Raw genomic sequence first — 22,425 nt, 5'->3', positions numbered from 1 at the left:
GCGTCGCTCTACGATCGCCGGCATGGCCGAGTTCATCTACACCATGAAAAAGGTCCGCAAGGCGCACGGGGACAAGGTCATCCTCGACGATGCGACCATCCAGTTCTACCCCGGAGCCAAGATCGGCGTCGTCGGTCCCAACGGCGCCGGTAAGTCCAGTGTCCTGAAGATCATGGCGGGACTCGACCAGCCCAACAACGGCGAGGCCTACCTGACGCCCGGGTTCACGGTCGGCATCCTGCAGCAGGAACCGCCGCTCAACGAGGACAAGACCGTACTCGGCAATGTCGAGGAGGGCGTGGGCGAGATCAAGACGAAGCTCGACCGCTTCAACGCGATCGCGGCACAGCTCGCCACGGACTACTCCGACGAGTTGATGGAGGAGATGGGCGCCCTCCAGGAGGAACTCGACGACGCAGACGCCTGGGACCTCGATTCGCAGCTGGAACAGGCGATGGACGCGCTGCGGTGCCCGCCGCCGGACGCCGACGTCAAGGTCCTCTCCGGTGGTGAACGCCGCCGGGTCGCCCTGTGCAAGCTGTTGCTCTCCCAACCCGACCTGTTGCTCCTCGACGAGCCGACCAACCACCTCGACGCCGAGAGCGTGCTGTGGCTCGAACAGCACCTGGCGAACTACTCGGGCGCCGTTCTCGCCGTGACGCACGATAGGTACTTCCTCGACAACGTCGCGGCGTGGATCCTCGAGCTCGACCGGGGCCGCACCTTCGTCTACGAGGGCAACTACTCGACCTACCTCGAGCAGAAGGCCGAGCGGTTGGCCGTCGCGGGTAAGCGGGACCAGAAGCTGCAGAAGCGGCTGCGTGACGAACTCGCGTGGGTGCGGTCCAACGCCAAGGCACGACAGACCAAGTCTCGCTCCCGGTTGGCTCGGTACGAGGAGATGGCCGCCGAAGCCGACAAGACCAGGAAGCTCGACTTCGAGGAGATCCAGATCCCGCCGGGCCCGCGGCTGGGCAATGTCGTCGTCGAGATCAACGGGCTGAAGAAGGGCTTCGACGATCGGGTCTTGATCGACGGACTCTCCTTCGACCTGCCTCGAAACGGGATCGTCGGCGTCGTCGGTCCCAACGGCGTCGGAAAGACGACGCTGTTCAAGACGATCGTCGGGCTCGAGAAGGCCGACGACGGTGTCGTGCGCATCGGCGAAACCGTGAAGCTGTCCTACGTCGACCAGAACCGGGGCGGCATCGACCCGGAGAAGAACGTATGGGAGGTGGTCTCCGACGGACTCGACTACATGCATGTCGGCAACGTCGAGATGCCCTCTCGCGCCTACATCGGAGCCTTCGGCTTCAAGGGGCCCGATCAGCAGAAGCCTGCGGGTGTCCTATCCGGTGGCGAGCGCAACCGGTTGAACCTCGCACTCACGCTCAAGCAGGGTGGAAACCTGATCCTGCTCGACGAACCGACCAACGACCTCGACGTCGAGACTCTCAGCTCCCTGGAGAACGCGCTGGAGCAGTTCCCCGGCTGCGCCGTCGTGATCTCCCACGATCGCTGGTTCCTCGACCGGGTGGCCACCCACATCCTCGCGTGGGAGGGAACTGACGAAAACCCGGCAAACTGGTACTGGTTCGAAGGAAACTTCGAGGGATACGAGAAGAACAAGGTCGAGCGTCTGGGAGCCGACGCGGCGCGTCCGCACCGGGTCACCAAGCGCAAACTGACCCGCGACTGAACGGAGCATGGTGGCGTCCGCCTGGGGTGCGACACCGGCGAACGACGAGGTGGCCTCCGCTGTGGAGCTCGCTTGGCGTTTGCGCTGGAGTGCACCCGAGGTAACGCTCCTCACCGGTGAACGGGCCCGCAGGCTCGCCACCGAAGAAGGCGATCATTTCGGCCGGTTGTCGGCGGAGACCATGGCACTCTTCGCCCTCAACCGGCTCGGTCACGGCGTGTCGGTCGTCGAACGGGGTATCGCCGCGCTGCGTGAGATCGAGGCAGAGCGTCTCGTGGAGCTCGCAGCGCCGCTGCGGGTCGAACTCGCGCACAGCGCACGCATCGTCGGTGCGCCGTTGATCGCGTTCGGCCTGCTTCGCCCGGTGTTGGAGAACGAGCGGCTCGCTGCGGGTATCCGGGCCGGTGGTCTGCTGGAACTGGCCGAATGCCTGCCCGGTGGTAGCCGCGACGAGGGATGGTCGCAGGCGTTGTCGGAGGCCGACCGCCTCTATCGGGACGACGACGCCTTCACACCGGACACCCTGTTGCCCCGACAGGCCTTGATCCAGTCGCTACGTGCGGGTTTCCACCGTAGGCGCGGCGAATCGAGCCATGCGAAACGTTGTGTGCTGGCCGGTCTCGACCTCTTGGCGGCGGTCCGTGGTGGGGCCACCGACAGCGGACAGGTCTACGCACGGCTGATGCTGGAGCGGGTCCACCTGTTGTTGGACGAGGGCAGACCCGAGCGAGCCCTCGAGGTAGCGCGTCCGGCACTCGAACAGCCATCCCGGGCGGCCTCGGCCTCGGCGCTCGGTTGGCTGCGCGTGGTGCTGGCGACCCGGTTGCACCTGCCTGCCGGGCGGCCGGACACCGCGCGCGAGCTGTTGTCGGTGGCGGTGGACGATGCTCGACGGCACAACCTCGACCCGCTGCTCTCCGAGAGTCTTCAAGCGCTGTCGTACCTCCACGAGGCGATCGACGAGTTGCCCGAGGCTCTGCGGTGTCTGCGCGCCGCACATGTCACCGAGCAACGCAGGCAGCGGTCCGTGCATGCGGCACGGCTACAGCTCGGTTCCGAGTTCTCCTCCAGTATGGGCGACGCCGCAGCCCTGAACGCCACGCTGGCACGACTGCTCGCCGCGCCGGGCGATACCCGGCTTGCCGAGATATCGGCGGGGACACCACGTGCGCCGGTCGTCTTCACCGACCCGGGATCGGGACCCAGCGACCTGGCCGACGACGAGGCGGCACGACCGCCTGCGTCCTGGCAGATCGTGGGAGCGAGCCAGGGCGCCGTGGAAATCGGGGAGCGGCGAGCGGACGGGCTCGCTGAGGACGACGCGGCGATCACCGGTGCCGAAGCCGCCGATGTCGAGGTCGAGGACTCCGGGGCGAATGCTGCGGGGCCCAGCAAGGCAGGGGCCCCAACCGGCGATCTCGAACGCTCCTCGGGTGCCTCCGGCCTCGATGAGTCGGCTACGACCGAAAGCGCTGAAGACCACCCGGCCCGCCCGACTCCCGCTTTCGCAGCCGGTGGCACCGGAGGTCGGAGCGGGCGCCGAGCCGCGCCGGATCCGTCGGACGACTCCGAGGGCGCCGCCGTCCACGACAACGACGTGGACGGTGCCCGGCGGGATGGCTCGTGGTCGGCCGCGACCTTGTTGGCCGGGGATGGTTCGAGACGGCACACCTTCGGCAGGCGGGCTGCGGACTCGGAACCAGAACCGGCTCAGGAGCCAGGGCGGTTCGTCGAATCACCTGTCGCGAGTGATCCGGCATCCGGACAGGCCGCCCAGCGGGCACACCAGACGTCCGCATCGCCGGATGGGGAACCGACGGAACCGACGCCGGACTGGCGGATCGGTCCCGACCTCTCCGCCACGTCCACCATTGCGACTCCCGTTGAGACGGCGCCCACCGATAGCGGGGCTGCCGATGCCGGGCTCATGGACGCGGAGCGTATGGACCTTAGGCCCATGGAAAGCGGGCTCACGGACGGCGGGCCCACCGAGACAGGACCCACCGATCACGGGCTCGACCGGCCCGCCGCCGCGTCCTCGTTCGCGCCGGACGCTGCGGTTGCCGACCACCATCGCGCCGACCACTCGCAGTCGGCGCCACGGAAATGGCGGATCGATCCGTCGCACCAGGTGCCGCGACACGTCGGTTGGGCCGCGGGCACCGGCGATACCGAAGCCGACCCGGCCGGCGCCTACACCGAACCGACCAAGGATTCCCCGCCGACAGCGGTGCCGCCCCCGAAGCTCGACGAGCCCACGAGCGAGCGGAGCGAGCTCGTCGGTGCGTATCGCGAACCCGGTGACCCGACAGTGGGAACGACGTCGGGCGAAGCAACGGAACAACCTGGCGAACCGGCTCGACAGGCGGCACCCGTGCTGCCCTGGGATATCGCCATGGGGGAGTCGGCTGCCGGCTCGACCGCATGGCGTGACCTGCCGGAGCAGGCTCTCTCCGGGTCCGCAGCCGGCCTCGAGGACAGCCGTGAGGTTTTCATCGCCTCCGGACAGCCGGCGCCGGAACCAGCGGTGACCTCGTCGGGTGCCACGGTTTCTACGGGCTCCGCTTACACATCGGTGGCCGATTCCTCCGGTGCCGATCATCCGGCCGGGCTCGGTTCCGAAACGGATGGCACCCCGGTGCGGCCCGAACAGCACGATGCCGCTGCGGGTAGCGGGCCTGAGACACCATCGACGTCCGACGAAGTCCTGCCACCACGGTCATCGACGGCGGCTGCTCCGCCGTCGGTCGAGTCATCGCAGGCCGATCCCGGAACCGGCCTCGTCGACGCGGCCAATGCCAATGAGATCACCGCGCCGATACCGGTCGTCTCCGACGACCAGAACACGCCGCCGTCGGGCTTCTCCATCGGGCCGGACGATATCGCCTCGATGGGGCTCGAGATCGATCTGGCACCCACTTCGTTGGCGCTGTTCCGGGGGATCGGAACCACCAACCCGCTGCTCGCCTACGAGACCGAGGAGCCTGCGGCGTCCGAGACCGACGACGCCGTCATCGGGGATTCGAATTCGCCGGACCGGTTGCCCTTCGGGATGTTCGGTTCGGCCAGCTTCTCCCTTCCACCGACACCACCGACGCCGACGCCGACGCCGACGCCGACGCCGACGCCGACGCCGACACCGACACCGCAGTCGCAGTCGCAGTCGCAGCAGTTCGGCACAGACCAGGCCATCCCGCCGCGCGCCGCGCGACCCGCAGACGGCGAACCGGCCGATACCGACGGCGTCCCAGATCGCCAGCGCGAGGTCGAGCGGGCGGAACAGACCCCGAAGGCGGAGACCGTCGGGACTTCGGATTCGATGCTGCGGCGCAGCTCCTTCGCCATCGAGCCGCAGGTCGGCGACATACCGGCCCCTTCCGAGGGCGTGACGCCGCCCGAGGATGCCGGCGACTCCCGCGCGACAGTCGAGGATTCCGACTCCGACCGACCTGTTCGTTGGGCGGTCGGCGGTGCCTCCGACCCGCTGGACCCGGCAGGCTCGGCGCTTCCGCATCGCTCGTCCGACGCAGGCAGTGTCGGCGAGGGCGTAAACCTTCCGGACAAGGCCGCTCCGATCGAGGCCGCAGAGATCGCGGCCGATCGCTATGAGATCGGCCCACCGAGCGCCGCCCCGGCAGCGCAGGAGGAAACCGGCGACGGCGCAGAGCCAGAACGTGATCTTGATCCGGTCTCGGCCATGCAGCCGTTTCAGTCGGCTGCGGGCCCGCCCGCTGCGGCCGCCGAGAAACCAGACCGGTCGGCCGAGTCCCTCGAACGAATCGGACCAGCCGATGCTCCGGCTGTTTCGGGTTCGCGTGCCGCAGTCGAACCGGGAGCGGCGATCCCCCCGCTATCCGCTCCCTCGGCGGCGGTGCCCAGGCAGGGCACCCGACCCGACTGGGAGTCGGCGGACGAATCGCCTACCCAACCGATCCCTCGGATCACCGAGCAGCCCAAGGAAGCCGCGCCGGACGAGGCCGTCGCGCCCACGACCCCGCCGCTGGGCATGCTGATCGACCCGATGGCGAGCCACACGGTCGCGCCGGTCGGTACGCCGCCGTTCGTCGTCGATGGGATCCGACCTCCCGAGGAACGCTCCTCACCTGCGGCGGAACGCTCCGTAGGTCAGCCCGCAGCCGAGGAGACGACGAGCAGCGGCAGGCTGCGACGGGTGCGTTCCCAGGTGCGTATCGGGGACCTGTTGGCCGACGCGATGGTGGCCTACGAGTCGAGCCTGCGCGGGCTGGACCTCCCGGCCCCGACCGATTCGTCCGACCAGCCGCCGCAGGATCCGCCTGCCCAGCGCTCGGCCGAACCCATCGCGCCCGCCGCACCCGGTACGGCCGACCGCTCGGTACCGAGCGGCGGACACTCGCCGCCACTGCCTCGGGCCGGTCGGTCGTCGGATCGCACCGCGCCGCAGGCACCGGCACCGCGTGCCGGCTCGGAAGGTGATACCCCCCACCCGGGCGCCGACCGCACCCCGCGACTCCCGGCGTCGCCGACCACCGGTGTGGACTGGGCAGTCCGGGCATCAACGCTGGCCCACGAGTCCACCGGTGCGAGCGATCCCGGCGTCGATGCTGGTCCCCACGCGGAGAACGACTCGGATTCCGATCGGGTCTGGACACCGCCGGGGGATTGAGGTGGGTGAAAGAGCCCTCATGACGGCCGTTTTCCAGGCACCCTCGGACACAACCCGACTGCGGTCGAGACCTATGGTGGTTCGGTCTCGAAGATCCGAGATCCAGTGAGTGTGGAGTCGTTGAATATGACCTCGATAGGAGCACGTTCCGAGATGCGCGTCAATGGCGACGGCATCGAGGCGGCACCGAAGCACCGGCAGGACCGGGCGGCCGCCCTCGATTCCACTCGCGACGAGTTGCTCGACCGAGCTGCGGACACCCAACCCTCGCTCGGTCGCCTGCTCAGGTTGTACTTCCGCGACGTCTCCGCCGAGGAGGTCGTCGCGCATGATTCCGATCAACTCCTCGCCATGCTGTCCTCACATGTCGAACTCGCCCAACACCGCGTGGCGGGCAGACCCGCGATCCGGGTCTTCGCGCCCGAGGACGAGAAGGCGGGCGTCACCCGCGACGTCACGGTGGTCCAGATCGTCACCGACGACATGCCGTACCTGGTCGAATCGGTCGTTGCCGGTCTGAGCAGGCAGAACGCCTCGGTGATCCGCATCGTGCATCCGATCGTGGTGGTGCGACGCGACCTGGCGGGTGAAATGCACGAGGTGCTGGACTCGGCCGACCCGAGCGACCCGCCCGCGGACGCGCTCGTGGAATCCTGGATGCATCTGGAGATCGCGCCGGTCGGCGACCTCGAGGCCAGGGAGGCATTGCAACGAGGCCTGCATTCGGTGCTCAACGACGTCCGAGAGGTGATCGAGGACACCGACCGGATGGCGGAGCGGGCCCAATCACTGGCCAACGAACTGGAGTCGGCGACGCTGCCGGTGCCGGTCACCGAGGTTCGTGACGGTGCTCGGCTGCTGCGGTGGTTGGCTGCGGGCCACTTCACCTTCCTGGGCTATCGCCACTACGAACTCATCGCCGAACCCGCCGCCGATTCCGCCGCCGTCGAGTCCTCGACGGGTACCGAGACCGATCCGGGTCACGACGAGGCCGCGCTGCGTACCGTGCTGGCCTCCGGTCTCGGTGTGCTGCGTCGAGACAGCCTGGAGACGAAGGGCTTCGCCCACGTACCGGACGGCATGGCGCGGGCATTGGCCCCGAATCTGCTGGTGTTGACCCAGGGCAGCGCGCCGTCCACCGTGCACCGCCCGGTGCACCCCTATTACGTCGGAATCAAGACCTTCGACGACGAGGGCCGGGTCAACGGCGAACACCGCTTCCTCGGCCTGTTCACCACCACCGCGCTCCATGAAGACGTCCTCGACATCCCCGTGGTCGCCCGCAAGGTGCGGACCGTGATCCGCCGAGCCGGTTTCCCGCTGGAGTCCTACTCCGGGCAGCGGATGCTGGAGGAATTCCAGAACTACCCGCGCGCCGAGCTGTTCTCGGCCGATCCCGAGACCCTGCAGGACACCGTGGCCGGGCTGCTCTCGCTGGTCGAGCGGCGTCAGCTGCGTCTGTTCATGCGTCGCGACGAATTCCGTCGATTCTTCTCCTGCCTGGTCTACCTGCCCCGGGACCGCTACACGACGACATCGCGGCTGGCCATGCAGGAGGTGCTCCTCCGGGAGCTCCGGGGAGTCGAACTCGAGTACAGCGCTCGGATCGGCGAGTCGCTGCTCGCCAGGGTGCACTTCATGGTGCGAACCGACCCCGATGACGAGGTCGAGGTCGACACCGGGCTGCTCCAGGACCAGCTCGCCTTCGCGGTCCGCACCTGGAGCGATCTGATGGTCGAGGAGGTCATCGCCTCCGAGGCCAGCCCTCGGGTGTCGAGCATCGAGGGCGAGGACCGGCGGTCCGAGTCGGCAGTCGAGCGCGGAAGGCAGTACGCCTCGGCCTTCTCGGAGGCCTACAAGGAGGACTTCTCCGCCGCCGACGGGCTTGCCGACCTACGGCGACTCTTCGCCCTCTCGGGCCCGGGCGATGTCGACATCTCCTTCTACCGACCGGCCGTCGGCGAGCCGGGAGAGCGCCGCTTCAAGCTCTACATGGTCGGCGAGCGCGTCACGTTGTCCCAGGTGCTGCCGATTTTGCAGCGGATGGGCGTGGAGGTCGTCGATGAACGACCCTACGAGGTCAACCGGCACGACGGCGTGCAGTGCTGGGTGTACGACTTCGGACTGCGGTTGGATACCGCACTCCTGGAGGAACAGACCACCCTCAACATGGCCGAGTTCCAGAACCGGTTCCAGGATGCGTTCGTCGCGGCCTGGCACGGACGCTGCGAGATCGACGGCTTCAACTCGTTGGTCCTGCGCGCCGATCTGACCTGGCGACAGGCCGTGGTGCTCCGCACCTACGCCAAGTACCTGCGGCAGGCCCGCACCGCCTACAGCCAGGACTACATCGAGGACACCCTGCGAGCGAACCCGCAGGTCACCAAGGCCCTGGTCCGACTTTTCGAGACCCGGTTCGACCCCGCCCACTCCGAGCAGTCGCGTCGAGAGACCACCGAGGAACTCCTCACCGAGATCACCGGTCTGCTGGACGAGGTCACCAGCCTCGACGTGGACCGGATCCTCCAGTCCTACGTGACCCTGATCCGGGCCACGCTGCGCACCAACTACTTCGTTCGTGATGCGGACGGCGAGCAGAAGTCGTATCTGGCGATCAAGCTCCGGCCGAGCGAGATCTCCGACCTGCCCGAGCCGCGTCCCGCATTCGAGATCTTCGTGTGCTCGCCGAGGGTCGAGGGCGTGCACCTGCGTTTCGGGGCGGTCGCGCGAGGCGGTCTGCGCTGGTCGGATCGCCGGGAGGACTTCCGCACCGAGGTGCTGGGCCTGGTCAAGGCGCAGGCGGTGAAGAACGCGGTGATCGTGCCGGTCGGCGCCAAGGGTGGCTTCGTGGTGAAGCGTCCGCCGACGCCGACCGGCGAGCCGGGGCGCGACCGGGAGCTCGCACTCGCCGAGGGCATCGCCTGCTACCGGATGTTCATCTCCGGATTGTTGGACCTCACCGACAATCTCGACGCGGGACGAGTGGTGCCCGCCGATCAGGTCGTCCGGCACGACGGAGACGACACCTACCTGGTGGTGGCCGCGGACAAGGGAACCGCGAAGTTCTCGGACATCGCCAACGAGGTCGCACAGTCCTACGGCTTCTGGCTGGGTGACGCCTTCGCCTCCGGCGGTTCGGCCGGCTACGACCACAAGCAGATGGGCATCACCGCCAAGGGCGCCTGGGAGAGCGTGCGACGTCACTTCCGCGAGCTCGGCGTGAACACCCAACAGGACGACTTCACCGTGGTCGGGGTCGGCGACATGTCCGGTGACGTCTTCGGCAACGGCATGCTGCTCTCCGAGCACATCCGTCTGGTCGCCGCATTCGACCACCGGCACATCTTCCTGGACCCCGAGCCCGACGCGGCGACGTCCTTCGCGGAGCGCAGCAGGCTCTACGCACTGCCTCGTTCGAGCTGGGAGGACTACGACCGCACGCTGATCAGCGCGGGCGGCGGCGTGTGGCCGCGCAGCGTGAAGGCCATTCCGATCGGACCGGAGGTGCGTGCCGCACTGGGGCTCGACGAAGGGGTGACCACGCTGTCCTCGCCGGAGCTGGTGAAGGCGATCCTGGGCGCACCGGTCGACCTGTTGTGGAACGGCGGCATCGGCACCTACGTCAAGGCCTCCGACGAATCGCATCTCGATGTGGGTGACAAGGCCAACGACGTGCTCCGGGTAGACGGCCGCGACCTGCGGGTCAAGGTCGTCGGCGAGGGGGGCAACCTGGGTCTTACCCAGCGTGGTCGGATCGAGTTCGCCAAGGTGGGCGGCAAGGTCAACACCGATGCCCTGGACAACTCGGCCGGGGTGGACTGCTCCGACCACGAGGTCAACATCAAGATCCTGCTGGACCGGGTGATCGCCTCGGGCGGTCTGGATCCGGAGCAGCGCAATGCGTTGCTCGGCGAGATGACCGACCAGGTCTCCGAACTCGTGCTTGCCGACAATTACCGTCAGAACGCGGTGTTGGGTGTCTCCCGGTCGCATGCGGCCCCGATGGTGTCGGTGCACGCGCGGCTGGTCGCCAACCTCGAAGCACACCACGGCTTGGACCGCGAGCTCGAGGTACTGCCCAGCGTGGCGCGCTTCAAGGCGATGGACAAGGCGAGCGAGGGACTGACGTCGCCGGAACTCGCCACGCTGATGGCCCACGTCAAGCTCGCGCTCAAGGACGACATCCTGGCGGGCAACCTGCCGGAGGCCGAGATCTTCGCGGGCAGGCTGCCGAGCTACTTCCCGACACAGCTGCGCGAGCGCTTCGGCGAGCTGATCTCGCAGCACCCGCTTCGCCGCGAGATCATCACCACGATGCTCGTCAACGAGGTGGTCGACGGCGGCGGCGTCTCCTACGCCTTCCGGCTGGCCGAGGAGATGAGCGTGACCACCACCGACGCCGTGCGGGCGTTCGCGGTGGTCACCGAGGTATTCGATCTGCCTGCCCTGTGGCAGGCGGTCGACGAGCTGGACACGATCGTGTCCAGCGACGTCGCCGACGATCTGGTGCTCCAGTCGCGGCGTCTGTTGGACCGGTCGGCACGGTGGTTGTTGTCCAACCGCCCGCAACCGCTCGCCGTCGGCGCCGAGATCGCCCGGTTCAAGCCCGTCATCCAGGAGCTGACCCCGCAGGTGCTCGGTCTGTTGCGGGGCCGCGAGCTGGAGAGCGCCACGGAGTTCTCGACGCGCTTGGTGACCGCGGGCGTGCCTGCGGCGACCGCCGAGCGGGTCGCGGCACTGCTGCACACCTACAGCCTCCTGGACATCACCGAGGTCGCGGAGCTGGCGGAACGAGACGGCGGCGGCAGCCGCGAGCGCACCCCGGTGGAGGCCGCCGAGCTGTACTTCGCGGTATCCGCGCACCTGGATATCGACCGGATTCTGAACTCCGTCAGCGACCTGGAACGGGGCAATCGCTGGCATGCGTTGGCGCGGCTCGCGCTCCGAGACGACGTCTACACTTCGCTGCGCAAGATCACCATCGACGTACTGCGCAACAGCGACCCGAACCAAGGCGTCCAGGAGAAGATCGACCAGTGGGAGCAGGCGAACTCCTCACGGTTGGAACGAGCCGGGACGACGTTGTCCGCGATCAACAGCGTCGCCAAGCTCGACCTGGCGACCTTGTCGGTGGCGGCCAGGCAGATCCGCAGCATGGTGAGATGAGCAGATGTCCGGCCGACGTAACGGCCGGCGTTATGGTGAGCCGACGGCTATACGAGGTCGATCCGCTGGGAGGCATTCGTCCCTTGGGTGTGTATGTCACTGATGTGACGCCGAGGTGGTCCGACATGGATGCGTTCGGTCATGTCAACCACGCGAACACGGTCACATTGCTGGAGGAGGCGCGGGTCGCGCTGTTGTTCGTCGAGGGCGGTCGACGCGGTGAGGTCGGGATGGCCGACGGTGCCGTCGTCGCCCGGCTCACCGTCGACTACCTCAAGCCGTTGGTGGTCGACGGTGGCGCGCTGCGCGTCGAGATCGCCGTCAACGAGCTGCGGGCCGCGTCGTTCACCCTGGTCTACGTGCTGCGCAGCGGACGGTCGGCCGACGATCCGGTTGCGGCGACGGCCGAGACGGTGATGGTGCCCTATGACCTCGCCGTGGGCAGGCCACGCAGGCTCACCGATACCGAGCGTGACTTCCTGGCAGGCTGGCGAGCGAAGGTTCCCGTTCCACGACCCCAGGCGGTGAATTCCCATGGCTGAGCTTCGACTCGGCGACGCTGCCGCGCGAGACGACCTCGGCGCGTTCGTGGCGCGCGCGGTGCGTCTCGACCAACAGGCGGTGGTGCGGTTGCGTAATCGCCCCGGAATCGAGGCCGATGCGCCGCCGATGCTGGATGCCTGGGTGTCCACGCCGTTCGACGCGCTGGTCACTCGCTCGGTCGAGGGAGTGCTCGCGCCGGACGACACCACGGTCTGGGCCAACGACCTGCTGACCACGCTCACCATGGTGCGCGGCGACCGGTTGGACCCCGGGTTGCCGCAGGACCTCATGTGGCGATCGGCATTGCCGCCGGTCAACGGGTGGCAGCGGGTGGACGACGTGCCTGCGGACACGATCGCCGAACTCGCCGACCGGGGAGTATCGGTGGCCAGGGAGAACTCCGGGCCGCATGGCACGCCGCCCGCGTCGCTGCTGGATCAGACGGTGCTGACCGTCAGCGGGTCCGGACTCGACGTCAAGATCCCGTTGCGTTGCCTGTTCGCCCTCTCCGGGATGGGCTTCGTGGGAGGCGATACGGCCGATGACCAGGTGCGTGTCGTCGCCACCGATTCGTGGCTTCGCCTGGATGCCAGATTCGGTTCGGTGGTGCGCCGCAGGCACGCCATGCTGCCGTTGCTGATCTGAGGACGACGCGGGTCGACAGCACCCGTTCGATATACCCAAGACGCCGGATGCGAATCGATCGCATCCGGCGTCTGTGTCGATGAGCCTAGGCCGTCAGCGCAGCCAGGCCGCCGTGTCCGGCGGCAATTCGCCATCACCCAGCGGCCCACTGGACAACAGGATCTCCCCAGGCGGCAGGGGAACGGGAACCGACGAGGTGTTCAGCGCGCAGATGAGCCCGCCGCCCTTGCGTCGGAACGCGAAGCAGCCCTCCGGAGCCCCGTACCACTCGACCTCGGTGCCCTCGAATGCCGAGGTGGTCTTGCGCAACTCCAAGGCCTGCCGGTACAGCGACAGCATCGAGTCCGGATCCTCGAGTTGATGTTCGGCTGACAATCCCGCCCATTCCGGTGGGATCGGCAGCCAGGTCTCGGCCCGGGTGGAGAAACCGAAGGGCGGTGTCTCGCCCTCCCACGGCATCGGAATCCGACAGCCGTCCCGGCCGCGTTCGGTGTGCCGGGAACGCTCCCAGATCGGATCCTGCAACGCCCAGTCCGGCAGCTCGACGTTGGGCAGCCCGAGTTCCTCGCCGTTGTAGAGGAACGTGACTCCCGGCAGAGCCAGCTCGACCAGTGTCATCGCCCTGGCCCGCTGCACCCCGATGGCGCCGCCACCGTAGCGGGACACGTGACGGACCACGTCGTGGTTGGACAGCGTCCAGGTCGGTGGGGCATCGGTGGCCGACAGGGCCGACATCGAGTGATCGATGGCCTCGCGGATCAATTCCGCGTTGAACCGTGCCTCGACGAGCCTGAAATTGAACCCCAGGTGCAGCTCGTCGGGCCGAAGATAGCGAGCGAATCGCTCGGATTCCTTGACCCAGATCTCGCCGATGGCGACGCGGCCCGGGTACTGGTCGAGAACCTTGCGGACCATGCGATGGATGTCGTGGACGCCATCGTTGTCGAACCGGGGATCGAGCCGGTTGTCGTGCAGTACCGCCGAACCCTGGTCTGCGCGGGGGTCCATGTCCGGCAGCCCGTCCGGCTTGGCCATGCCGTGCGCCACGTCGATGCGGAAGCCGTCGACGCCCCGATCGAGCCAGAACCGAAGGGTCTGCTCGAGGTCGTTCCAGACCTCGGTATTGGCCCAGTTCAGATCGGGTTGCTGCGGGGCGAACAGGTGCAGGTACCACTGCCCGTCCGGCAGCCTGGTCCAGGCCGGGCCACCGAAGATGCTGGTCCAGTTGTTGGGCGGCTGGGAGCCATCCGGGCCACGGCCGGAACGGAAGACGTAGCGATCCCGCTCCGGACTGCCTGGGCCCGCCCGCAACGCCTGCTGGAACCAGGGATGCTGATCACTGCTGTGGTTGGGTACCAGGTCGATCGTGACCCGGATGCCGCAGGCGTGAGCCTCGCTCACCAGCTGATCGAAGGCCGCCAGATCGCCGAATCGGGGGTCGACATCTCTGGGGTCAGCCACGTCGTAACCGTGGTCGGCCATCGGAGAGCGGTAGAACGGCGTCAGCCACAGGGCATCGACGCCGAGGAGTTCCAGGTATCCGAGTCTCGCCCGGATGCCGTTGATGTCGCCGACTCCGTCACCGTCGGAGTCGGCGAAGGAGCGTACGTAGACCTGGTAGAAGACTGCGTTTCGCCACCACGCGGAGTTCTCCGCAGTCTCGGTTTGAAGGTCGGCAGATCGTCGCACAGGGAGCCATCCTGCCATCTGTTTCGGGGGAAGTTGCCTCAAACGGGTGATCGGGCATGGCGGCCTTGGGCAGAGAAGTGGATCACGAATCGCCCCGATCGGGGGTCGTTCGTGCTCGGGGTCCGGCTTCTCGCCCGCCTGTGGTCAGTGCCAGGAGTTGACCAGCGTCTGAGCGGCCATCTCCAGGTAGGACCACAGTCGGTCGCGATGGGCGGGATCGAGGTCCGCCTCATCGACCGCCACGCGCATGCAGCGCAGCCACGCGACGCGTTCGGCCTCACCGATGGTGAAGCCGACGTGGCGCATGCGCAGCCGGGGGTGACCGCGCTGGTCGGAGTACGTGTGCGGACCGCCCCAGTACTGTTCCAAGAACATGCGAAGCCGGTCTTCGGCGGGCCCCAGGTCCTCTTCCGGGTACATGGGGCGCAGCAATTCGTCCCGAGCCACCTCGGAGTAGAACCGGGCGACGATCCTCCGGAAGGTCTGCTCGCCTCCGACTGCCTCGTAGAAGTTCTCCGATGCGCCCACACGTCCATACTCGCTCACGCCCGCAACGCCCTTCCCGCCAGGGTGGTAACCAAGGAGTCATCCCTGGTAGAAGTGTCGGCCGCTGGGATAGGGGGCGCTGATCTCCGCTTGATCGAATGCGATCTTGATCCGAGCCCGCAGGGCACGCTGCACCGCCCACTGCTTTCCGGGCCGCACCTTGACCGTCAGTCTGATGGTGATGGTGTCCGAGGTGATCTGGTCGACACCCAACATCTCGGGGGCCTCCAGAACGTTCTCGGCCAGCGGTGCCTGCGCCGCAGCCTCGGCAGCGGTGGCCAGGGCCAGCTGGAGCGCCGCGTCGACGTCGGAGGTGTGGGCCAGCGGGAGATCGATCACCGCGACGGCGTGCCCCTGACTGAAGTTGCCGACCCGCAGGACCTCGCCGTTGCGGACATACCAGACGGTGCCGCCCAGATCGCGGATTGTGGTGACGCGGAGTCCGACCGCCTCGACCGTGCCCGTCGCGTCGCCGAGGTCGACGATGTCGCCGACCCCGTACTGGTCCTCCATCATCATGAACATCCCGGACAGGAAGTCCCGAACCAGGTTCTGCGCACCGAAACCGAGAGCAACACCCAGGACCCCGGCGGAGGCGATGATCGGTGCCATCTCGATGCCGAGTTGATCGAGCGAGAAGATCAGGGCGAATCCGAACACCAGGAACGAGGTGATCGATTTCAGGACGGAGCCGATCGTTCTGGCCCGCTGGATGCGTCGCTCGGACAGTAGCGGCCCCAGGGCGTCCGGTGCGCGATCCCGGAGGGGACGCAGCAGAGCAGGCACCTTCTGGCTTCCGTCCATCTGTGTCGCCCGGCCGATGAGGCGGTGCAGCACGAAGCGGATGATGGACGCAGCGAGGAAGATCAGGACGATCTGGATCGCGGTGATCAGGCCAGGGGAGATCTGCGCGAGGACAGCGTTGTCGGTGAGTTGGTAGACCCGGTCACACCAGGAGTCCTGCTCTTGTGCGCAGGCGGGTGCCGTCGTGGGGATGAACACAGAGCGTCATGGTAATCGTGCTCGAGCGTGCCGTCACGGATTCGTGATCAACGGTATGCGGCCGGCGCGATCAAGCCAAAAACTCCGCGAGATCAGCTGGGAAGCGTCCCCACCATCTCGGACAGCCGTGCCGACAGGGCCCTGGCGTTCGCGGGCGCGACGACCATCCAGGTGGTGCCGTCGGGACCAGGGGTCTCCTGCGCGAGGTACCGGCCGGGCGGCGGGTCGAAGAAGCTGAGCGCGTTCTCGACGCGATGCCGCTTCCCGAAGCGGTCGCGGCGCGCGACGTAGAGCTGCCCCGCTGATGAACGTGGCTGCCCGAGCAGCTGTTTCAACGCCTTGATGTCGGTGCCGCCGTTACCGCCGGAGGACCCTTCGAAACCCAGGTCGTTCTGCGCTGAGGGCTTGTCCCCACCGGAGAACGCCGCCTTGGGGAAATTGAAGGAGCGTCCTCGACCGCCGGGATTGGGCGGCAGCGCGGAGACCAGACCGTCGATCAGACCGGTGGAGCGCAGTGGCGCGAAGCTCAACTCGTCGTCGACGAGCTCGGCGAGCAGGGCCTGTTCGCCGTGTGCCACGGCCAACGCGGATCGAGTGTCCTTCTTCCCGCTGCTGAACCAGCCGTAGAACTCGATAGCGGCCCGCTTGATCAGGTGTAGGGCGTCGACAAGATCGGGATGCGCCTCACGGCCCCTGGCCAACCCCAACCTGCCGAGCTCCTGCCATGCCTGGTCCACCAGCTCACGGCGTTCATCGAAGGTTCTTCCCGGGGACTTCGTGCGCAGCGCGAGATGTTTGTCTTCGAGCTTCTCCTGCTCCCACAAGACGTCGTAGGCCACGTTGGAGATGGTGATCTTGCTCCGCAACATCCTTGCTCCCGATCGCGATCACGCACCGGACAGGTGAACCACCTGTCCGGTGCGTGGGTTGTTCGTATCAGCGGTAGTTCGTCGGGCCCGTCTCGCCGAGGACGGCGGGGGCTACCCGCTGGCCGTCACCGAACACGTCCTCGGTCTCGACCAGGTAGTCGGCGCGCTTGTGTTCCTTGTCGTCCTCGCCCTGGGAGTTGCCGCCCCGGCCGCCGCCGCCACCGGCCATGCCACCGCCTGCGGCACCGGCACCGCCGGCACCACCGGGGCCGAAGCCACCGCCGCCACCGGGGCCGAACCCGCCGCCGCCGGGACCGAAGCCCCCGGGCATCCGGGCACCACCCATGCCGCCGCCGGAACCGCCGGCCGGGCCGAAGCCGCCACCGCCGCCGCCCGCACCGCCGAAGCCGCCGCCGGGACCGAAGCCACCGGGCATCCGACCGCCGCCCATGCCGCCGGGACCGCCGGGCATCCGGCCGCCCATGCCGCCACCGGGACCACCGGCCCGGCCGCCGCCCGGTCCGCCGGGACCATTGGGCCCGTTCGGCCCGCCGGGGTAGAAGCCGCCAGGACCACCACCGGGACCATTCGGACCATGAGGCCCGCCGGGAATCTGCGGTCCGCCGGGACCGGGGCCGCCGGGCATGTTGGGCGACGGCGTGTTGGGAATGTGGCCATCCGGCGTGATGCTGGGGGGCGGGGGCGGCGTGGTTCCCGGGGGAAGACCGCCACCGGGCGGGATGTACCCGCCACCACCGCCACCACCGCCGCCGCCGCTGCCACCGCCGCCCGCACCGGGCGGGGTCCAGGCGCCGCCGCCTGCGCCACCACCGGCTCCGCCGCCGCCACCGGGACTGCCACCGCCGGTACCGGGGAGACCGCCGCCGCCACCGTTACCGTCCGGATTGACTCCGAGAGTGTCGGCGCCCTTCATCGAGATCTGCACCGCGGCAGGCTGCTCGAAGGCAGGCAGGTTGTTGACGTTCTCCGAGGTGTCCACGCCGTAGGCGTTGTACGCGGCGATGTTCGCGGCGTTCTGTTCCTGGTTTTCCTGGCTCTTGCGGTCGTAGTCGATCTCCCAGGGCACCCAGCCGTACCAGGGCTCCTCCGGGACCTCCGGCGGCTTGGCGATGTCACCCGCCGCCGAGCGGAACGCGCCACTCTGCGAGGCGACCTTGTAGGAGATGTCGGTGCAGGTCTCCTCGGCGTTGACCGCGTACTCGCTGAACGGCCGGATCGTGTTGCCTGCACTGTCTGCCGCAGCACCGGACCAGCCGACCTGGGCGTTCTCCACGGCCCGGTCGATGATCTCCTGCACACCGCGATACTTCAGCCCGACCTCGTGCCACGCCTCGTAGTTCGTGTCCGTGGTGCTTTCCGGACCGGTGGCGTTGGTGTGGAACCAGGCGTAGATCTCATCGCCGTCGACCGCACGGCACTGCGGGACGATGGGACCGCTAGTCATCTCAGATCCCCCCTTGAATGTTCTCGATCACCTGCGCGGCCACCTCGTCGGCCTTGGCACACGGGTCGCTGTAGGCAGCGGCGTCGTCTTCGGAGATGTAGACGTAGATGGACAGCGTGCTGTCAGCAGTGAGGTCGACGTAGGTCGAACATTGCCCTTCGGGGGCGGCTGTGATGTCGGTATGCACAGCAGGTCGGCCCACGACCTCGACTCCGCTCTCGAAGAACGGGAAGTTCGCTTCTCGCGAGATCAAACCGGTGAGCCCGCCAGGTGTGTTGTCGTGATGGACGTAGACGTCCGTAAGCGAAGTGCCTTCCCGGTTGCTCCATTTGCATTCCGGTGTGCTCACTCCGGACTCGCGAACTTCGCCAGCCTCTGCGAATCCATATCCGGTGACCTGATCTGTGGTCAGTAGCGAACATGGGTCCTCGGCCCCGCCACCGATATCGAGGTCTTCGACGGCGCGGTCTCCTTCTGCACCAGACGTCTCGGTGTCGGTTGCGGCCGAGGTCTCGCCGGGAGCGTCTGTGGTCGGGCCGGAGGGTGTGGCTTCGCCGCCAGTCTCGTTGGAACACCCGGCCAATGCGAGTGCTGCAAGTGCCGTGGCGCAGAGAGTGCTGCGCAGGGTGCGGTTCATACGTCGATGTTTCCGATCTGCGAGTTCTCTTCTTCGATGCGTCGGTACTCGTTCAGCGTGGTGGTGAGGTTGTCGACGGTGGCCTCCAGCGCCTCGCGGAAGGCCTTGTTCGCCGCACCATGCGCGCCGTCATCTTCCAAGACTCGGTCGGTGATCAACCGCACAGCGCCGGTGCTGTAGTCGTCTGCACCTGGTGGCTGCAGTTGGCCGAGACGGGACGTTGCGTCACGACTGATGTCGTTGAGCTCATCGATCGCCTCATTGAGCCCGTCGATCAGCTTCTGGATGTTCTCCGGGTCGACCTCGAACGACCCACCACTGACGGCGGGGCCGGGTCCAGGATCGGTGGGATATCCGCGGTCTTCCATCGTGCTTCTCTCCAGGTCTCCAGGTCATCGACGTGATCGTCCCTACTGAGACGCCGCAAAAAGATCAACGGTTCCCCAGTGGTCGCCCGACCACCCTGCGTCGCCGAAGCTCCCGGCGCGTGGGCTAGTTCGAGCCTCCACTCAAGATTAATCCATCTGGTGTACGGACAACATGGCAATACCGAAACCTGGGCGCCTACCGTGGCCTGCGGGTTCCGGCGGTGCGACCGGTCACCGGACCGACCGGCAACGGGCTGGCTCGATGTGATCAATCAGCAGGATCCAATCCCGTTTCGTCGATTGGATATGCGGGCTGATCGACCGTCGGGTCGACTGCCCGACCAACGGGCAGGGAACGCCTTTCCCTCCATGATGGCGCCCCGTCTCAAAAACCGGCATGAATGTTCTCGATCATCAGGCTGGCGATCTCGTCGGACTTCGTACACGGGTCGTGGTAGGCCGGGTCCTCTTCTGCCAGGTATGCGGTGATCAGGAGCGCGCTGTCGGCGGTGAGATCGACCTGAACCGAGCACTGCCCGATCGGCTCCGCCATCGTGTCGTAGTGCACGCTTGGCCTGCCTGCGACCTCGATGCCGGCCTCGAAGAAAGGGAAACTCGCGGAGTTCGCGGTGAGTTCGGCGATACCACCGGCGACATCATCGCGGCCAGCGAAGAGCCGCTTCACCGAGGTGCTCTCCCGGTTGGACCAGCTGCACTGCCCGACGCCGCCCGATTCATCAAGCTCACCGGGTTCGACCAACTGCAAGCCCGCGAGTTGCTCGTCTGTCAGGAGCACGCAGGGATTCTGCGCCGCCGCATCGACGTCGAGGTCGTCGACGGTGCGTTCCTCATCGGAGGGCGAAGATGCCTCGGCATCGGCCACCGCCTGATCGACGGTCGTTACCTCGCCCCCAACGTCGTTGGAACACCCGGACAACGCCAGCGCTGCAAACGCGGTGGTGCAGAGGGTCGTGCGCAGGATGCGGTTCATACGTCGTTGCTCCCACTCGGCGATAGGTCGATCAACCGACGAGATCCAGTCCGGTCTCGTTGGCGAGGAAGGCGAGTTGATCGACCGAGAGGGCGACTGCCTGGGTGACGGATCGAGAGCCGTGGCCGACCTCGGTCTCCCTGCGGAGAATGATCGGCCGCTTCTCGATGGTGCCCAGCGTGGCGTGTTGCAGGGCTGCGCACATCTTGCGGGCATGACAGGGATCGACCCGACTGTCGGACTCGAACACGGTGAACAGCACGGACGGGTATTCCACGTCCTCGATCACGCGGTGATACGGCGAGTAGCTCAGCAACCAGCCGAGCTCGGTGGGGTCGTCGGCGCTGCCGTACTCGTCGTTCCAGGTTCGACCGAGCAGGAACCTCTCGTATCGCACCATGTCCAGCAGGGGCGCCGAGCACACCACGGCCCGGTAGAGCTCCGGGCGCTGCGTCAATGCCGCACCGACCAACAGACCGCCGTTGGAGCCGCCCATGATCGCGAGTTGCTCCGGAGTGGTCAATCCGCGCTCGATGAGTTCGCCTGCCGCGGCGTGGAAATCGTCGAAGACGTTCTGCTTGTTCTCCCGCATCCCGGCCCGGTGCCAGGCCTCGCCCTCCTCGCCGCCGCCGCGCAGCGAGGCGGTGGCCCAGATCCCGCCTGCCTCCACCCACGCGAGCGCGGCGGAGCTGTAGGCCGGGCGCCTGCTGACCGAGAACCCGCCGTAACCGGTGAGGATCGCCGGACGGGGTGACTGTGCAGCGGCCTCGGGACGGATCAGGAAAAGTCGCACCGGGGTGGAGTCTGCGGAGGTGTACACGAGTTGCTCGCTGTGCACCACAGGCGGTGCCACCGAGCCGGGAGCGGCCTCCACCAGGCTTTCCCGCCCGGTGGTGGCCGAGTAGCCACGCACACCGGGCGGAGTCAGGAAATCCGTCCAACCGAACCAGACTCGATCGCCATCGACGTCGGTGCGCGAGTCCACGGTGGACAGCGAGGTGACGGTGCCGGGGCCGGGCAGGTCGATGGACCCGGTCTTGGCACCGTTCGCCGGATCGTGCAGCGACAACTCCGATACCGCGTGCCGAGATCGCAGCACGATCAGCTGCGCCGGAACCTCGTCGGTGCCCGGCAGCCAACCGATGTCCGACAGGACCGAGTCGTCGTCCTCGGCGATCAGCTCCTGCCAGTGGGCGGGTTCCGGAGTGCTCGGTGCGGTGACGCAGAGCCGCCAGCGCGGCGCGTCGCGGGTGGTCAGCAGGTAGAGCCGCTCGTCGCGCCCGACCCAGGCGTGGACCATCGCGTTCTCGGCCTCGTCGCTGATCAGGCGGAGCTCACCGCCCGCTGCGAGGTCGGCGATCCACGTCGAGTTCCTCGGCGCGGTACCCGGTCGGGCGTCGACGATGAGCCAGCGCCCGTCGGCCGAGACCCGGACCCCGTAGTAGTTGGTGTGGTCGAGCCCGGCGCCGTGGATCTCGACATCGGATGTCGGGTCGGTGCCGACCGTGTGCCGCCAGACTCGGCGGTGGAACTGGGCCTCGTCCTCCGGCACCTCCTGGGCGGGCAGCCGTCGCACGTAGAAGAACTCGCGGCCGCCCGGCAGCCAGGACACCGGGGAGTATCGGCATCGGTCGATCGGACCCTCGACGATCTCGCCGCTGTCGACGTCCAGAACGTGGAGCAGAGAGTGTTCGTCGCCGCCCACCGACACCTGGAATGCGAGCAGTGCGCCCTCCCTACTGGGCGACCAGGTGTCCAGCGTGGTGCGACCGCTGGAATCCCAGCTGCTCATGTCGAGTAGGACGCGTTCGGTGACGGTGCCGTCCTCGGCGGTGTCGCGCACGTACAAGACCGGATGGTCCTCGCCGGGCCGCCTGCGGGTGAAGAACGCGCGCCCCGCGCGCCATACGGGGACCGAGACCGACCCCGCACTGGCCAGCTCGGTGAGCCGACGTGTCAACCGTTCCCGGCCGGGCAGCGATCCGAGAGCGGTGGTGGCGAGGTCGTCCTGTTGCTCCTGCCAACGCAGCGTCGCCGGGTCCTCGGGGCTCTCCAACCAGCGGTACGGATCGGCGATCATCTGCCCGTGCAGGTCGTCGGTGAGATCCCAGCGGATCGCATCGGGGTAGCTCGGCGAGTCGGTGGCCATCGCCGCACTCT

General features: G+C 67.6%; 14 protein-coding genes. 5 read left to right on the top strand and 9 right to left on the bottom strand.

The window, feature by feature from the left end; translation table 11 throughout:
* The first annotated feature begins 22 nt into the window (after window positions 1-22).
* The 5 genes from ettA (at window position 23) to BKA25_RS19365 (ending at window position 12,698) form a co-directional block, all read left to right on the top strand.
* Entirely contained in the window at window positions 23-1,699 is a 1,677-nt protein-coding gene (ettA, locus tag BKA25_RS19385; protein WP_069847744.1) for an energy-dependent translational throttle protein EttA, read from the top strand.
* A 10-nt stretch (window positions 1,700-1,709) separates the two neighbouring features.
* On the top strand, window positions 1,710-6,344 hold the full coding sequence (locus tag BKA25_RS19380; RefSeq protein ID WP_157420992.1) for a hypothetical protein: 4,635 nt from the start codon (window positions 1,710-1,712) through the stop codon (window positions 6,342-6,344).
* Between the two features lie 153 nt (window positions 6,345-6,497).
* Window positions 6,498-11,510, top strand: a complete 5,013-nt coding sequence (locus BKA25_RS19375) for an NAD-glutamate dehydrogenase (RefSeq protein ID WP_236750557.1) — start codon at window positions 6,498-6,500, stop codon at window positions 11,508-11,510.
* A 125-nt stretch (window positions 11,511-11,635) separates the two neighbouring features.
* Window positions 11,636-12,052: an acyl-CoA thioesterase gene (locus BKA25_RS19370; protein ID WP_236750559.1), complete on the top strand. Its 417-nt coding sequence runs from the start codon at window positions 11,636-11,638 to the stop codon at window positions 12,050-12,052.
* A complete protein-coding gene (locus BKA25_RS19365) occupies window positions 12,045-12,698 on the top strand; it encodes a DUF8185 domain-containing protein (protein WP_069847750.1) in 654 nt (217 codons plus the stop codon). The genes BKA25_RS19370 and BKA25_RS19365 overlap by 8 nt, the downstream gene beginning before the upstream one ends.
* 93 nt (window positions 12,699-12,791) lie before the next feature.
* On the opposite strand, the gene BKA25_RS19360 is transcribed toward BKA25_RS19365, so the two are convergent.
* From BKA25_RS19360 to BKA25_RS19320, 9 genes are all read right to left on the bottom strand, one after another.
* Entirely contained in the window at window positions 12,792-14,387 is a 1,596-nt protein-coding gene (locus tag BKA25_RS19360; RefSeq protein WP_069847753.1) for a glycoside hydrolase family 13 protein, read from the bottom strand.
* A 144-nt stretch (window positions 14,388-14,531) separates the two neighbouring features.
* Complete coding sequence (locus tag BKA25_RS19355) at window positions 14,532-14,915, bottom strand: globin (protein WP_069853404.1); 384 nt, start codon at window positions 14,913-14,915, stop codon at window positions 14,532-14,534.
* Between the two features lie 57 nt (window positions 14,916-14,972).
* Window positions 14,973-15,935: a mechanosensitive ion channel family protein gene (locus BKA25_RS19350; protein ID WP_069847755.1), complete on the bottom strand. Its 963-nt coding sequence runs from the start codon at window positions 15,933-15,935 to the stop codon at window positions 14,973-14,975.
* A gap of 92 nt (window positions 15,936-16,027) precedes the next feature.
* Window positions 16,028-16,804 (bottom strand): ESX secretion-associated protein EspG, encoded by a 777-nt coding sequence (locus tag BKA25_RS19345; protein WP_069847757.1) that lies wholly within the window; start codon window positions 16,802-16,804, stop codon window positions 16,028-16,030.
* 67 nt (window positions 16,805-16,871) lie between these two features.
* Window positions 16,872-18,269: a hypothetical protein gene (locus BKA25_RS28460; protein ID WP_069847759.1), complete on the bottom strand. Its 1,398-nt coding sequence runs from the start codon at window positions 18,267-18,269 to the stop codon at window positions 16,872-16,874.
* A 1-nt stretch (window position 18,270) separates the two neighbouring features.
* Window positions 18,271-18,906, bottom strand: a complete 636-nt coding sequence (locus tag BKA25_RS19335; RefSeq protein WP_069847762.1) for a DUF3558 domain-containing protein — start codon at window positions 18,904-18,906, stop codon at window positions 18,271-18,273.
* Window positions 18,903-19,274, bottom strand: a complete 372-nt coding sequence (locus BKA25_RS19330; protein WP_069847764.1) for a hypothetical protein — start codon at window positions 19,272-19,274, stop codon at window positions 18,903-18,905. The genes BKA25_RS19335 and BKA25_RS19330 overlap by 4 nt, the downstream gene beginning before the upstream one ends.
* Before the next feature lie 385 nt (window positions 19,275-19,659).
* Window positions 19,660-20,265, bottom strand: coding sequence for a DUF3558 domain-containing protein (locus BKA25_RS19325; protein ID WP_069847766.1), 606 nt, complete (start codon window positions 20,263-20,265; stop codon window positions 19,660-19,662).
* Window positions 20,266-20,296: 31 nt separating this feature from the next.
* On the bottom strand, window positions 20,297-22,414 hold the full coding sequence (locus BKA25_RS19320; protein ID WP_069847768.1) for a prolyl oligopeptidase family serine peptidase: 2,118 nt from the start codon (window positions 22,412-22,414) through the stop codon (window positions 20,297-20,299).
* Between the last annotated feature and the right edge of the window lie 11 nt (window positions 22,415-22,425).

Source organism: Actinoalloteichus hymeniacidonis (assembly GCF_014203365.1).
GTDB lineage: Bacteria > Actinomycetota > Actinomycetes > Mycobacteriales > Pseudonocardiaceae > Actinoalloteichus_A > Actinoalloteichus_A hymeniacidonis.
Note: the sequence above shows the minus strand (reverse complement) of the source record. Positions and strands in the feature narration are given on the sequence as shown.

Coding starts and splice junctions, on each gene's coding strand:
- ettA (WP_069847744.1), top strand. CDS start 23: ATGGCCGAGTTCATCTACACCATGAAAAAGGTCCGCAAGGCGCACGGG.
- BKA25_RS19375 (WP_236750557.1), top strand. CDS start 6,498: ATGCGCGTCAATGGCGACGGCATCGAGGCGGCACCGAAGCACCGGCAG.
- BKA25_RS19370 (WP_236750559.1), top strand. CDS start 11,636: ATGGATGCGTTCGGTCATGTCAACCACGCGAACACGGTCACATTGCTG.
- BKA25_RS19365 (WP_069847750.1), top strand. CDS start 12,045: ATGGCTGAGCTTCGACTCGGCGACGCTGCCGCGCGAGACGACCTCGGC.
- BKA25_RS19345 (WP_069847757.1), bottom strand. CDS start 16,804: ATGTTGCGGAGCAAGATCACCATCTCCAACGTGGCCTACGACGTCTTG.
- BKA25_RS28460 (WP_069847759.1), bottom strand. CDS start 18,269: ATGACTAGCGGTCCCATCGTCCCGCAGTGCCGTGCGGTCGACGGCGAT.
- BKA25_RS19335 (WP_069847762.1), bottom strand. CDS start 18,906: ATGAACCGCACCCTGCGCAGCACTCTCTGCGCCACGGCACTTGCAGCA.
- BKA25_RS19330 (WP_069847764.1), bottom strand. CDS start 19,274: ATGGAAGACCGCGGATATCCCACCGATCCTGGACCCGGCCCCGCCGTC.
- BKA25_RS19325 (WP_069847766.1), bottom strand. CDS start 20,265: ATGAACCGCATCCTGCGCACGACCCTCTGCACCACCGCGTTTGCAGCG.
- BKA25_RS19320 (WP_069847768.1), bottom strand. CDS start 22,414: ATGGCCACCGACTCGCCGAGCTACCCCGATGCGATCCGCTGGGATCTC.